The 16,093-nt window shown below is 43.3% G+C and carries 6 protein-coding genes; 4 read left to right on the forward strand and 2 right to left on the reverse strand.

Annotated elements, in window-relative coordinates; all coding sequences use genetic code 11:
* Window positions 1-39: 39 nt before the first annotated feature.
* Entirely contained in the window at window positions 40-3,618 is a 3,579-nt protein-coding gene (locus LC419_RS00915) for a T9SS type A sorting domain-containing protein (protein WP_223605572.1), read from the reverse strand.
* A gap of 146 nt (window positions 3,619-3,764) precedes the next feature.
* Entirely contained in the window at window positions 3,765-9,122 is a 5,358-nt protein-coding gene (locus LC419_RS00920; RefSeq protein WP_223605573.1) for a T9SS type A sorting domain-containing protein, read from the reverse strand.
* A gap of 1,142 nt (window positions 9,123-10,264) precedes the next feature.
* Here LC419_RS00920 and LC419_RS00925 point away from each other — a divergent pair.
* Genes LC419_RS00925 through LC419_RS00940 form a run of 4 tightly spaced genes read left to right on the forward strand, consistent with a single transcriptional unit; the run spans window position 10,265 to window position 16,078 of the window.
* Window positions 10,265-10,615 carry a hypothetical protein gene (locus LC419_RS00925; protein ID WP_223605574.1) on the forward strand — a complete coding sequence of 117 codons (351 nt, stop codon included), beginning with the start codon at window positions 10,265-10,267 and terminating at the stop codon, window positions 10,613-10,615.
* Window positions 10,581-10,997, forward strand: a complete 417-nt coding sequence (locus LC419_RS00930; RefSeq protein WP_223605575.1) for a hypothetical protein — start codon at window positions 10,581-10,583, stop codon at window positions 10,995-10,997. Before LC419_RS00925 ends, LC419_RS00930 begins: the two co-directional genes overlap by 35 nt.
* A 26-nt stretch (window positions 10,998-11,023) precedes the next feature.
* Window positions 11,024-14,677 carry a hypothetical protein gene (locus LC419_RS00935; RefSeq protein WP_223605576.1) on the forward strand — a complete coding sequence of 1,218 codons (3,654 nt, stop codon included), beginning with the start codon at window positions 11,024-11,026 and terminating at the stop codon, window positions 14,675-14,677.
* A gap of 33 nt (window positions 14,678-14,710) precedes the next feature.
* The gene (locus LC419_RS00940; RefSeq protein WP_223605577.1) at window positions 14,711-16,078 is read left to right on the forward strand and encodes a hypothetical protein; all 1,368 of its coding nucleotides are present in this window, start codon (window positions 14,711-14,713) and stop codon (window positions 16,076-16,078) included.
* Window positions 16,079-16,093: the final 15 nt, after the last annotated feature.

Consider the following 16,093-nt stretch of genomic DNA (forward strand, 5'->3'; position numbering starts at 1 on the left):
TTTTTATAGATCCTGCTTCCGCACGATCATTGATCATGTTTATCGCTTGATCACTTTTACCGTTTTCACGAAATTATTCACTGCATTTACTTTCACCTGATAAACGCCTGATGGGAAAGCAGAAACATCAATCGTTCCTTTGGTATCATTGATCGCTTTAGTAAGCACCTGCTGACCGGCCATATTGTAAACTGTTACCGAAAGAATCTTTTGGTCAAAAGAAACCGTCAGGATATCACTTACCGGATTCGGAAATACTTTCAGTTGATCTTTCTGTGCTGAAACTTCATCAGTTCTTAAAACAGCACCTGATGTGCAGCCAATAGGACTAAAGATTCTTCTTTGGATAAGTGTACCATCTCCGAGCTGGCTCTTTCTATTGTCTCCGCTCCCTGATAAAAATCCGGTGTTACTAATAACAAATGAATTATTACTCCCTGCTACTGCCATTTTTCTGTCGGTAGCTGTTCCAATAAGTACGGGGGTTAATCTCGAGATGCCTGTACCGTCTCCTATCTGTCCTCTCTCACTACTTCCCCAAGACCATAGAGTCCCGTCTGTTTTGATGGCTACTGAATTAAAATTCGCCGTATCAAAACTTTTCCAGTCGGTGGCTGTTCCTACCTGACCCGGCGATGTTCTGGAACTTCTGGATCCGTTCCCCAATTGTCCGGATAAATTATTGCCCCAGCTCCAAATAGTTCCATCTGTTTTCATAGCCATAGAGTGATCTCCGGCAGCATCAACACTTTTCCAGTTTGTCGCCGTTGTTATTCTTACCGGCGTTGTTTTACTGGTTGTATTTTCGTTCCCTAATTGTCCGGAATAATTCTGACCCCATGCCCAAAGGGTTCCGTCTGTTTTTATTCCTAAAGCATGATCGTCTCCGGCAGCAATACTTCGCCAGTCAGCGGCAGTTCCTACCTGTGTGGGTACAATTCTGCTGTAGGTACTTCCATCTCCATAGTTACCATAATTATTATGTCCCCACGCCCATAGTGTTCCGTTGGCTTTTAGGGCTAATGTAAAATTATTTCCAACGGTAACACTTACCCAGTCGTTTGCCGATCCTATTTTCAACGGACTTGTTCTGTTGTTGGTCGTTCCGTCTCCCAATTGTCCGAATTGATTATTACCCCACGCCCATAGCGTTCCGTCTGTTTTAATAACCACTGTATGATTATATGCGGTAGCTATTTTCCAGACATTTGAAATGGCTATAGGTGTTGGAGTCGATCTGTTGGTCGTAGTCCCATCTCCCAATTGTCCGTATTCATTGATTCCCCATGCCCATAATGTTCCGTCTGTTTTCGTTGCTAACGTATAGTTATCTCCTGAACTTACAATGTTCCAGCAGCCTGTGCCGCCAGAAAGTGTGGTAAAGGTCCCACCCGGAATCCAACTTGTCTGGCTCGTTGCGCAATGAGCTGCTACCCAGTAATAGTAGGTAGTCCCTGGCAACAGATTATCCAGATTGACTGTTGTAGAAGTTGTTGTTTCATTGATACCTCCAATAATTGGGTTGGTGCTGTAGGTATACAGATATCCGTTAGCTGGTGCCGTTGTCGGCGCCGTCCAGTTAAGGGTAGCCGTCCCCGAAGTAATATTAGTAGCAGAAAGCTGTGTTGGAACAGCACAGTTTGAAGGACAAGCTACAGATGTAAGTGTGTTTTTTTCAATAAAGGTACCATCACCCAACTGACCATTGGTGTTAGATCCGGAAACTCTTAAAGATCCGGAAAAAGCTTGGGTAAGAAGATGCGAGTATCCGATGGAAATCATCATATTATCCGTAGTGGTGCCCAATTGTGTTGGTGATGTAATGTCCGTTGTTCCGCTTCCAAACATTCCGGATGAATTGCTACCCCAGCCCCAGAGTGTTCCCCCTGTTCTTATTCCAACAGATTCTCCTGATGCTGCATCTATACGGATCCAATTGCTTGCTGTTCCGATTTGGGTCGGAGCTTTTTTAGCCACTGTGGTTCCGTCTCCCAACTGACCTGATCCATTGGATCCCCAGCCCCAAAGGGTTCCGGTGGATTTTAATGCTAATGTATGACTCCCTCCTGCGGCTATCTTCAGCCAGTTTGTAGCAGTTCCTATCTGTTTTGGAGAAACATCATAGATCGTAGTTGCGGTAGTTCCATTCCCTAATTCTCCGTTGGTATTTCTCCCCCAGGTCCATAAGGTTCCGTCTGTTTTGATACCTACGGAATAATAGTCTCCGGCAGATATTTTATCCCAATTGGTGCCGTTTCCTACTTTGAACGGAATATATCGATCGATTTTGGATCCATCTCCTAACTGCCCGTCAAAATTTCTCCCCCAAGACCAGAGGGTTCCGTCTGTTTTAAGGGCTAATGTATGGGAATCTCCGGCACTAACAGCTTTCCAATTGGTTGCTGTTCCTATTTTGACCGGAGTAGTCCTGATGATGGTCGTATTATCTCCCAACTGTCCATATCGGTTCGCTCCCCAGGCCCATAAAGTTCCATCCGTCTTAATGGCCACTGTATGGTCATATCCGGTACTTACTGTTTTCCAGTCGCTTGCTGTTCCAACCTGCATTGGAGCATTTCTTCGAATAACTCCTGCGTCTCCAAGCTGGCTGGAAGAATTGCTCCCCCATACCCATAAGGTACCGTCTGTTTTAATACCTGCTGAATAATAGTCTCCAGCACTGATCGTTTGCCAGCAACCTGTTGCGTTTTGAGGAATCGCTTTAACGAGTCCCTGCTGTGTATATCCTATCCAGATCGTATTGGTGTTCTGGGTTTTCACAACATTGAGAGTGTTGTTGGGAAGGCCGGCACCTGCCGATGTATAGGTAACGCAATCACTAAAGTTTTGTAACCCGCTTCCTCCGTAGCCAATCCATACTTCATTGTTACTATCTACATCAAGGGTATTTATTGAAGAATTGGCCACGCAAGAGCTCCCTATAGAATACGTGTTGAGTAAAGCTCCAAAAATAGAATAGGTAAGCATCCCGCTATTGGTGTCAACATATACAATATTATCATCAATTTTCACTACTTTCTCGGCATCCTGTACGATGAAATTAAAATTGGTACCGTCAAATTTGTACAGTGCCCCGTTATTGGTAACCCAGACTCCACCATTTGTGTCAGTCTTCAGGGAGTTTATATTGGGAAAAGAGGAATTGGTCGTCCATGTTGTCCCATTAAATTTAGTAAGCCCGTCTGTTGTGATCACCCATAAATTATTGGCCGTGTCTACAGCAATATTTTTAACTGCATTGCTGGGAAGGCCGGAGTTGGCGGTTGTGTAATTAGTCCAGGTTGTTCCGTTGAATACAATAATTCCGTTATTCTGGGTAGCCATCCATTTTCTCCCTAAACCATCAATTTCTATTTCTTTGATAGCATTGGATGCAATGCCGGAATTACCTGTGTTGTAATTGGTAAAAGCGGTTCCGTTGAATGTCGAAATTCCATTGTTGGTTGCTATCCACAGCAAACCGGTATTATCGATCTTAATGTCACTGATATTGTTGCTGGCTATCCCCGAATTTGCAGTATTGTACGTCGTGTACGTCAATTGTGCAGAGACAATACTATAAAGGAAAATTAACAATAAAAAGCATATTCTTCTCATTTTAAGTTAGGTTAGTAGTTTTTTAATTTTCAATTGTTTATTTTATGACAGGCCCGCTAAGGCTTAACTGATTTTTTTAATGTTTAATTGAATAAAAATCATAAAACCATCACTAAATCTTAGCGGTTGTCATCACATCTTAATGTTTATCTTTTAATTATTTTTACTGTTTTCGTAAACTCATTGGCTGCATTTACTTTCACCAGATAAACTCCTGAAGCGAAAGCAGAAACATCAATCGTTCCTTTAGTATCGTTAATTGTTTTAGTAAGCACCAGCTGTCCAGCTGCATTGTAAACCGTTACCGAAAGAATCTTCTGGTCATAAGAAACGGTCAGAATATCACGCACCGGATTCGGATAAACTTTCAGCTGATCCATTGGTGTTGAAACTTCATCAGTTCTTAAAACAACACTTGTAGGACAGCCAACAGGAGTGAAAATTCTTCTTTCAATAAATGTTCCATCACCTACCTGACCCGTGTTATTACGTCCAAAACTTGATAAAAATCCGTTGGTATTGATAACAAGTCTGTTGTACATATTGGCTGCCATACCCTTTGTATCAGTAGCTGTTCCTATTTGAGTAGGAATAAGTCTGGTGGTTGTAGTTCCGTCTCCTAATTGTCCGTTATTATTATATCCCCATGCCCAAAGAGTTCCATCTGTTTTGATTCCCATCGAAGAATGAAGATAGTCACCAATAATACTCTTCCAGTTGTTATCGGTTCCTATTTGCGTTGGAATGGTTTTGGAAATAGTGGTTCCATCTCCTAATGCTCCATATGAATTATTTCCCCAAGCCCACAAGGTACCATCTGTTTTGATTCCCATCGAATGAAAATATCCTGCGACAGCATTTTTCCAATTTGTATCTGTTCCAATTTGAACCGGTATATTCGTGGTCCCTGAAAAGCCTAATTGCCCCAGGTTGTTATATCCCCACCCCCATAATGTTCCGTTGGTTTTTACTGCAATAATATGCATTCCTCCCGGGCCAACAAATTTCCAGTCATTTTCGGTCCCAACTTGTGTAGGCACCTTTTTACTCACGTTTGTACCATCACCTAATTGACCATCAGTATTCGTACCCCATGCCCAAAGTGTTCCATTGGATTTTAAAGCCACTGTAAAATTATCCCCGGTACCAATACTTACCCAGTCTGTTGCTGTTCCAACCTGTGTTGGTACATTTTTATTGGTGGTCGTATCATCACCTAATTGTCCGACCTGGTTAGCGCCCCAAGCCCATAGTGTTCCGTCTGTTTTGAGTCCTACAGAGTGATACATTCCGCTGGCTACTTTCACCCATCTATTTGAGGTTCCCACTTGTACAGGGGTATTTTTTGCAAATGTACTACCATCTCCAAGCTGTCCGGAATTATTATTTCCCCATGTCCATAGTGTACCGTCTGTTTTGATTGCCGCAGAATGAGTATATCCCGAACTTACATTATCCCAACAGCCTGTTGCATTGGTAGGAAGTGTTGTAAAAGAACCTCCCTGTATCCAATTATTTTGATTGGATCCACAATTAGATGCCACCCACCAGTAATAAGTGGTGCCAGGTAATAAGTTGGTTAAATTTGCTGTTGTAGAAAGAGCAGTTCCATCTGCACCTCCAACAACCGGACTAAGATTATAAAGATATGAATACCCTCCATTTGGAGCTGTTGTTGATGATACCCAGTTAAGCGTCGCTGTTGAAGAAGTAATATTGGAAGTATACAGCTGGCTCGGAGGAATACAGTTCGAAGAACAGGCAATAGAAACGAAAGCATTTCTCTGAATTGTAGTTCCGTCGCCTAATCTTCCATTTTCATTATTTCCGGAAGCTTTCAAAAAGCCATCATTGTTTATTGTTAAAGTATGATAGGCTCCTGCAGAAATGATGCTGTTGTCGATCTCATTTCCTATCGTGATCCAGTTTGGACTGGTAGTGGTGGTATTGTTACCCAGCTGTCCATAATTATTCTGTCCACACACAAATATATTTCCGGTGGTTCTTATTCCTACTGTATGATACCATCCTGCATCAATGCTCTTAACCTGATCGGTTACGGCAGTAGGTACAGATCTGTCGGTATAGGTACCATCACCTAACTGTCCCTGATTATTTCTTCCCCAGGTATACAGTGATCCACCCGTCTTGGTTGCTACCGAGTGGAAAGCTCCGGCAGCAATATTGGCCCAATTGGTCTCTGTTCCTATTTGTGTAGGTATCGTTCTGGTTACTGCTGTACCGTCACCCAATTGGCCAAATCCATTCGTACCCCATGCCCAAAGTGTACCGTCAGTTTTCACAGCCAGAGAGAAATCAGTCCCTGCTGCAATATTTCTCCAGTTAGTAGCGCTTCCTACTTGTAAAGGTATTGTTTTAGTAAAGGTTGTACCGTCTCCTAGCTGCCCGTTGTTATTATATCCCCATGCCCAAAGGGTTCCGTTGGTCCTTATTGCTAATGTATGGCCACTTTTAATGGAGACATCTGCCCAATTCGTCGCGGTTCCTATTTGTGTAGGGGTACTTCTGTTGGTAATAGTTCCATCTCCCAGCTGGCCGTAATTATTGTATCCCCAAGCCCACAAGGTTCCGTCTGTTTTGATTCCGATGGAATACTTGGCACCGGCTACAATTTTTTTCCAGTTGTTTGCAGTCCCTATCTGATTGGAAACATTTCTATCTGTAGTGGTTCCGTCACCTAGCTGACCATATTGATTGCTTCCCCAGGCCCAAAGAGTTCCATCTGACCTGATTCCTAATGAATGAGTTTCACCGGCAGCAATTTTTTGCCAGCATCCCGCAGGAGGAAGTGTCGTAAAAGAACCTCCTGATGTCCAGCTGTTTTGGCTGGGTGAGCAATAAGACATCACCCACCAATAATAAGTGGTATTAGGCAATAAATTGGTTGCATCTGCTGTTGTGGAAACTGTATTTCCATTAGCAGTTCCAATACCGGGAGAAGTACTGTAGGTATATATATATCCTCCTGCAGGTGCCGGTGTTGCCGCTGACCAGTTAAGAGTAGCCGTTGTAGAAGTCACATTGGAAACATACAACTGGCTTGGCGCATTACAGATGGTAGGACAGGCAATAGCCGTAAGGGTACTTTTGCTGGCTGTATTACCACTCCCTAATTGCCCATTGGAATTATATCCACAAGCTTTCAAAAAGCCATTGGTATCCATAGAAAAAGTATGGAATGATCCTGCAGAAATTAGATAATTATCGGTAGAATTTCCTGAAGTAAACCAGTTTTTATCAGTAGTCGTCCCATCCCCTAATTCTCCATCGGCATTATATCCGCAGGAAATCATATTTCCATACGTTGTGGTTCCAATAGTATGATACCATCCCGCATCAATGCTTTGAACCCCATCATATACTGAGACAGGAGACAACCTGTTGGTATTGCTACCATCTCCCAGCTGTCCATAATTATTTCTACCCCAGGTATAAAGTATTCCATTGGCTTTTCTTGCCACAGAATGATAAAATCCGGCCGCCACGTCTGCCCAACCTGTATCTGTACCTATTTGTGTGGGTACATATCGGTTAGTTGTTGTACCGTCACCTATTTGTCCATAAGCATTATATCCCCATGCCCAAAGAGTACCGTTGGTTCTTACCCCCAGAGAATGTGTATTACTTGCTGCCAGATTTTTCCAGTTGGTTGCTGTTCCTATTTGGGTCGGAATAAGTTTATTTGTACCTGTCCCATCTCCTAACTGTCCTGAAGAGTTGGATCCCCAACCCCATAGGGTTCCATTTGCTTTTATGGCCAATGTGTGAGAATCTCCGGTGACAATATTCACCCAGTCGGTAGATGTTCCTATCTGTACAGGTATGTTTTTGCTAACAGTAGTTCCGTCTCCTAACTGACCATAATCATTACTTCCCCATGCCCAAAGTGTTCCGTCTGTTTTGATTCCGATAGAAAAAAACTGTCCTGCTTCTATTTTTTTCCAGTTATTGGCTGTTCCTATTTGTTTAGGGGTAAGACGGGCAGTTGTTGTACCGTCACCTAACTGTCCTTCAGTATTCCGGCCCCATGCCCAGAGTGTTCCGTCTATTTTTATTCCAAATGAATGGGCATAACCTCCGTTAATTTTTTGCCAGCAGCCTGTAGGAGCAAGGGTTGTAAAAGATCCTCCAGGAATCCAGCTGCTCTGAGAGGATCCACAGCTTGACATTACCCACCAATAATAAGTGGTATTAGGCAATAAATTGGTTGCACTGCCTGTTGTAGAAACCGTATTTCCGTTGGCCGCTCCCATAGTTGGTGAAGTCCCATAAGCATATACATATCCTCCGCTTGGTGCTGTTGCTGATGGTAACCAGTTTAACGTAGCTGTTGTAGAAGTGATATTAGAAGTATATAACTGGGTTGGAGGATTACAAATGACTGAGCAGTTAATTTGAGTCAATGTATTTCTCTGAATATTGGTACCGTCACCTAAGTGTCCAATCTCATTACTTCCACAAATTGACAAATAACCATCTACATTGATAACCATTGTATTTCCAGATGATACATTAACAATTTTCCTATCAAAAGCTGTTCCTATAAGTGTTGGTGTATTTCTGTTGACTGTTGTTCCATCTCCTAATTGCCCACTTGTGTTCCATCCAAATGTGTAGAGAGAACCACCGGCCGTAATGAATGCAGAGTGCAGGCCTGCTGCTGCAATACTCTGAATTCCCTGAAAAATGGCAATCGGTGTAGAGCTGTATGGACTGGCAGTACCGTCTCCCAATTGTCCCTGATCATTTCGTCCCCAGGTGTAAAGAACATTATTTGTTTTAGTCGCTATAGAATGACCATTAGCTGCAGCCACCTCTTTCCAGTCGGCCGCTGTTCCTATTTGAATAGGAGTATACTTACTGATGATAGTTCCGTCACCCAATTGACCTTTGTCATTAATTCCCCATCCCCAAAGGGTTCCGTTTGTTTTTATGCCAAGGGTATGAGATCCTCCCAATGAAATACTTCTCCAGTTGGTATCGGTACCTACCTGGGTGGGAGTCGTTACATTACCTGTATTTGGGAAACCTAATAATCCGAGGCCATTACTTCCCCAGGCCCATAAAGTTCCGTTTGTCTTTATGGCCATTGCCTTGACACCTTCTGCACTGATACTTTGCCAGTCAGTCGCTGTTCCAATCTGTATGGGTGAATATTTATTTGAAGTGGTACCATCCCCTAATTGTCCATAGAGATTAAATCCCCAGGACCAGAGGGTTCCATCTGTTTTAATGGCAAGCGTAGATGCACTTCCGGCAGATATTTTGAGCCAGTTATTGGCCGTTCCTACCTGAACGGGTACACTTTTGTTTACGGCGGTACCGTCTCCCAATTCTCCGCTGCCATTATTTCCCCAGGCCCAAAGGGTTCCGTCTGTTTTTATGGCTACCGAATGGGAAAGTCCAACGCTTATACTTTTCCAGCATTGAGCAAATGACTGCAGACTGATAAATAGTAATAAAAAAAAGAGTGTTTTTTTCATATGTAAATTGTAATGTTTTCCTACTCGTTAGCTTTTCGGTTCCGCTTCGTTTGAATGGTTTCTGAACTCCATAAAAAATGATCTCACCGCAAAACAGTAGCTTTAATCAATGAATAACCATTGATTTTGTAAGTATTTTGGCTGATCAAAAGGTGTAAAATCATCACCAATACAAAAGCAAAATTCTCAATCATCCCTAAAGACCATTCTTTTTTCCGAATCGATGGCAGAAATACCAATCATGCTTTCATTACATAGCATGATCTCCATCTGATGGGTGGAAATATTCGAATCAGCCATATCGGTTCAATACGACTTGTGCTCTAAAGAAATTTTGAGTGCTTACTGTGTTTTAAATTGTTAGAAACAATGAATTGTGATGATTGAGTAAAATGAAATGGAGTGTAGTTGTGTTCATTTTCATGATCTAATTTATTTTCAAGGTTAGTTTTTGTTTGTTTTTTTTTAATAACAGCGTCATCAATTAAGATTTATGTTATTGATTGCAAAAGTATATTTTTATTGTGAATCATCAAATAGTTAATGAAAAAATAATCATAATAATTTCATCTTTTAACACGCGTGGTACCACACTTTTAGGGACAAATTTTATATTTTAATTAATATTATACTTTCAAATACTCTGTTTATATGTAAAATAATTTTTCAATTTTAATAGGATTTTTTTTGCTTTTTTCTATCTATACTGCACTATTTTCGAATCACTATTTTGCAAATTTTCAATCTTTAAAACTGTTGATCTTTAATTGGAATAGAAGGAAAGTCATCTCTCCAACAAACCGTATCACAATCAACTATAACCCATTGGATATAAACAAATTATCATTTACGTATAAATACGTAATTCATAATTCCGGTATTTTCACTTATCAGGGGATTATTTTATTTTCTTTACTTTGAATTGTTCTTTAATCAAGCTTCTTATCTATAAACAAAGGCTAATTTGAAAAGCCCGATGATAAAACAAAATAGAAAAGAGAGAAGACCAGATAGGTCTAAGATAAGATAGAATTGAGATTAAAAATGAAGGAGAGCTATTATGACTCTAAAAATTAAGTCCTTTATCCCGTAGTAACATTACATTTTTTCAAAAATATTTTATAACCTTAAAACTAATAATTATGGCATCACAAAACCCGGTAATCAACCAAAACGGAACAGCCAGCATTAAATCAGGTCAATTTTGCACCTGGAACACAGCAAACGGCACAAACGCGACTATTACTATTGCTAACTCCAGCAGAAGCAACGTACTGAAATTCGCTATCTCAGGAGCACCTGCAACCGGTATTATTGTAGACGATCCTAGCCAGTCTAGATCAGTTTTCGATGGAGTTTACTCCTTGAAACCTAATTCTCCTAACGTTGTAGTTACTGCTTTTGGTGATTTTGGAGGCTCAACAGTCACGATCACAAACATCACTAATGCTCAAAATGATGCTGAGGCAACTATTCAGTGCCAAACCAGCTAAGTGCAGCTATAAACTTCACTTTCAGATCCTTTTTTTAATTATTCTTGGTCATACCCTGGCAATGGGTCAGGGTTTGATCAGGTCTAAAGCTGATACCGTATCACTTTCCCGTTTTGAATTTGCACAAAAACTGACCAATAACGGAAGCGATTGTATCTGTTCGATCACCAATACCAGTCAGGCTAATATAGCTACGACCGTTTTGACCGGTGCCCCTGATGCTATCCAGCTGGACAGCGCAGAAATTTTCAATGGTATACATTCTTTAAAGCCCGGCCAACAAGTAATTGCTGTAGGCAACTTTGCAGGCAAGCAAATCACAGTATTAAATCTGTCACTGATGGATGTTGTGATTCTTGTTATGCTCTTCTGCCCTGGTTAAAGTATTCACAACCTATAATTATTCTTATGGCACCATCCGAAACAGAGATCATATTCAGCAATGAAAATTCAGGAAATTCTGCGCTCTATATTTTTAATCAGGCAGGACAACATTGGACCGCTTTATTGCTTCCTGAGGGATCTTCTTATACCGACCTTACCATCAGCTTTCAGGTGGCAACACAGCAACAGGTCTACTTCCTGTTTGCCCAAGCAGCCCCCTCTGATATAAAGAACTTTATCGATAACTACAGGCCTTACCTGTTGACGTTCCGGCAGAATGTGACGGCCAACCTCACGACCGCATGGTTAAGCAGCCCGGATCAAAAACCTTCCACTCAGAATACAACGGTTCTCAACTTTGCACAATTTGGCACCAGCGCGCCTTTTGTCGTGGGACAAACATTTAACGTAACTGTCGGCAGTGGCTTCGGTACGCTCTCCATCCAGAACAATACCGTGATGCAGATGCAACCCGATGAAAATCCTAATGCTTTACGGCTTACCTGGACACCCGGCAATCCCAATATGACCTTTGCCAATAAGACATTGGGTACCAGCTCTTTGTTCAGAAGTGACATTACGATTCCTTTCAGCGGCCCGGGTACGGGCTCCTTCCGTTTTTTGCTGGGGCTGAATATGAACCTGGATTTTAAGGGATACGGTCTGCAAAACAACTATTACTATGGTGACAGCACAGCACCGTCTTACTTTGCTTATCCTATTCTGCAAACAGGCAGTACCAATGATTATCTCATTACCCAGACTGAAATCGATCTCCTTGACGTAGCCAATAATGGAGGACTGAATACCTATTTCGCCATTACAGGTCAGATCTACAATGCCAATACTGGTAAAACAAGATCAGCCAGCCTGCCCAGTTATTATGCCATCAATACCGGCTACCCTCTTACCTTATGGCCCGCAGTGGACATGGTAGATTCAGGGGCTCCGGTCAATAATCTTTTTCCGACAGACCACAGTGCACGCTTTGTCATTTCCCCGCAGGATGCTGCAGGGATTAAATCATTTTACCTGTCTCCCGAAGGTGATTTCTACCTCGATCCCGGTGTATCACAGGCTGCTTTTGCCGATGAAAGCGGACAGTACAGCTTACTGCCCGGTCTTTCCGGTACAGAAGTGGTTTCATTCACTCCCTATAAAAACAACGCCGGCACTATCACCGGCGACACCATACGTTTTATCTCAAAGCAGGCTGCCTTTGCGGCCAACTTTCCCGGTCAGGAAGTATCCCTGGCCAACCCCGGCACTGACAAACCCGTACTCGACGGCACTTATCTGACAGCATGGGCCAATATCGTTGCTTCCACACCCGGCAATGTGCAATATGCTTCACAGCCTCAGGGCGCATCTTTATACGCTAAAGATCATGGGGTGGCATCGCCCGGCAATAATATCACTGGGTTCCTCGGCTTTTACGAACCTTCGGTAGACATGCCTCAAACCACTGGTTTTGCGGTACCCATGGCGCCTTATCTTGGTGTAAACCCCGTACCTCCACCTAGTGCTGATGGTATCGGCACATTTGAATCCAAAGTACTCAGCGCGGAAAGAAAAACATTGATATCGGCGGCTTTCACTACACCACACAGCAGTAAAAGCAAGGCCAAAAGAGCCATGGCCAAAACTGCAGCTACAGACTATACAGCCTCGACTACTCCACAGGGCCTGGTGGCCAATGTGAACAACAATGGTAACTGGAGTTTACTGAATCTGGCACAAAATACCGTCAACAGTGGTTCGCCTGAATACCTCAACCCGGAGGGGCACACTCCGGCAGCACCTCCACAATACCAGCTCAGCCTCATTAACCTGATGCCGGAAATGCAAAGCGCCTTCCTTACCAATCAGCAATTTCTGGTGGTGACCAATAATCAATATCTTGGCGATTTGTTTTCAACCATGAATACACCTGGCGGTGGTTCGAGCAGTCAACCTGGCTTCAACAATAAAATGTCCATTGAAGACTGGCCGTTTGATCTGAACGTAGGCACCAGCAATACCTACGCCGATTACAATAATGTATTGATCTTTAAATTCTGCAAAGGTTCCATCATCGACCGGGTAAAAAATCCCAAAGAATGGACCCAGGCCAATGCATTTAACATAGATAAAAATAATACCGATTCCGCCGCTGCTTATAATCAGCTGGTTGCGGTATCATCCTGGCTGCAGACCTATCTGGAGGCAGCCGAAGATGCTTACAGCGCAGCACTGGCCGATCCTGCTTCCGGTCAGCTGGAATATTATCAGAAGTTTCACGCTATCATCAATGATCCCAATTGGAATGGTATTCTGGCTTTAAAAGCTACGATTGATTTACAGGAATTCCCGCAGCAATTAAAAGGATTAATCAGCGGTATCAACCTTAAAAACTTCTACGCGCATCATTTCGGAATAGAAGTGAACCGGGTAGATGCCAGTGGCGTGATCACCATGGATCCCATCAGTTCATTGTTTGGATTGATCAATTACGTTGATCCCGCTTATGCCCAACAGATATCACAGGGACTGAACCCCAATAAGCCGGTACAGCCAGCAGCCGGAGCTACTTACGATTTCAAAGTATTATTCCTTCAGGTATTGTTTGAAAATACCGCTATCAAGGACTTTGCCAGTAAGTTACAGCTCACCATGAACAATCTGTTCTCCGATAAAGTGACTAGCACCAACAATCCGTATGGTTCGAACAGCCTGAACACGGTAGTACTGAACGGTACTTATCAGGATCATAACGGTACTCCGGTCTATGTTTTCGACAATAAAGACGATAATTTATTCTACTTTGACAGTAACCTGCTGACCAATGTAGAGATCACTAAAATACAATTCAACACCCTCACGACAGATCCTGCGGCACTCGACATACAATCGAGATTTACCATGTGGGGCTACCTCAACTTCGATACGATGATCGCTCAGGCAACCACCCAAGATGGTTCAGACTATCCGCTGGATGCTTTTTCCTTTGGTATCGCATCTAATGATGGCACCCTGCAACGCGGACTCAATTACAGTAATCTGTACGTAAACATGGCCTTTAATCTCAATACGCCAACGGTGACCACCTATGCTTTTGATGCCTCGCAGATCGCGTTTAACTCATCGCAAAGTAATGCCAGAGCCAACAGTCTTTATCCCAATTTTGCTTTACAGATCAATAAGCTGTTGAGCGGTAATGACGATTCAGCACCATCGGGTCAGGGCTATTTAAAACTCTCCTTACCCGGCATCAATGCTACAGGAATTACAGGGGATTGGTATGGTCTGCAGATGACGCTTAATATGGGTTCACCCGGCGAGTTGGCCAGCAGTATGGGTTTTAATGCCAGTCTGCTTATCGCATGGAGTCCAGGCTCTAAAATGGCAGCTCCCGGCTATAACGCTTTTGTAGGGATCAAGCTGCCCGGTACTGCCAGTAATGCCAAGCTGCTGAGCATACAGGGGGTATTGAAGCTGGCTGTCGATAAGCTGAGCCTTCAATATGTAGTGGACCAGCAGTCGTACCTGCTGACCCTGTCCAATATTGCTTTGAAACTTCTGGGTATCCTGAAACTGCCACCGGGTGGTAACACTGACTTTCTTTTGTTCGGTAATCCCAATCCCGGAGCTACAGCCAAAAGTCTGGGCTGGTATGCTGCCTATAACAAAAATGTATAAACCTGTTGCTATAAACCTAAAAAATGATGTCTTATGGCCCGTATCTTATATTGGAACATTGAAAAGTTCGGAATCAACAAAATAAATGAACCCAGAGCGAAGCGGAAACGGGATGGAACGCTTACGATCCCTCCACCGCAGGCCGGTTACAGAAGAGAAGTGATCCGTACAACGCTTATCCAGAATACCCCCGATATTTTTGTGGTGGTAGAAACATCTACAGGTACGGGCACTCCCGGCACGCTGATCACAGCAGGTGGAGAAACCGGAAGCCTGTTTTTGCTTCAACAGTTAAGAGTTTGGTTTCCTGCACCGAACGACTGGCGGCTTGTTCCTCCCCTCAGACTGGGACAGGGTAATGTGCAGGAAGGTATTTCCGTTTTTTATAATCATGCCAATGTACAGTTCACAGGTCCATGGGGCTGGCAGGGCGGAGCCAATCCCTCTGATTCAGTGGCCAATATCGGAGCTGGAAATCTTGTTAATTACGGCATCAACTGGGCAGGTGCTCTCCCTGTGGGGAATGCACCCGGTGGAGGTAACCTGATCAATCCGGGAATACCCTACCGCCATCTGGCCGGTCAATGGCAATTCCGCGGACCTGTAGTGGGCGGTGTAGCACCGGTATTGGATTTTCCGAATGCTTTTAACAGAACTCCTTTTTTAACGACATTCTGGGAACCGGCAAACGGAGGAAGAACCATCAAATTACTTTCCTTTCATGCTTCTCCGAAAAAACAACAGTCGGCAGACGGTACCAACCAGCTTTCCTATATTCAGGAAATGACGACAAACCTTGCCGTCAATGAGGTAGGTGTAATCGTCGGGGACTTTAACGTTGATATTTTTAACACCCATTTCCAACCTATTGCTTATGACCGGTTGCTGGGTAATTTTCCCGGAGGTGTCGGCTATACACGCCAGATCAACCCCACACCCAATGTATGGCCGGACAAAGGCTACGTATGTACCATGATTAGGTCACATAATAGTGCAAGGCCATGGCAGACCAATGGATATCCCGGTTATGAGTATGTGATCCAGGATACTTTCTCGAGTGTGGATAATATATTGACCCGATATGGCGGAGGAACAGCTGTTGGACCCGCTACTAATATCACCATTGTGAACCGGGTGACCGGTACGACGTATAACCGTGATGCACCGCCGATAGTGGGCGCACCACCGGGAAGCCTGGTATACAATTCTGCTATGGCTTTGAATGCAGGAATGCCTGCGGCAGGATTACCTTCCGCTTTAGCACTTCCACCTGCAGGTCCTACGGGGCATGGCGGTTATGTTAGAGGCAATATTGGGGCTATGACCACTTTTGTTGGCTGGAACAATTACCGAAGGGTCAGAAGTACAAGTGACCATATGGGATTAATTGTAGACGTTTAACCGAATAACATTTTA

The sequence above is a fragment of the Chryseobacterium sp. OSA05B genome, from assembly GCF_019970065.1.
Taxonomy (GTDB): domain Bacteria; phylum Bacteroidota; class Bacteroidia; order Flavobacteriales; family Weeksellaceae; genus Chryseobacterium.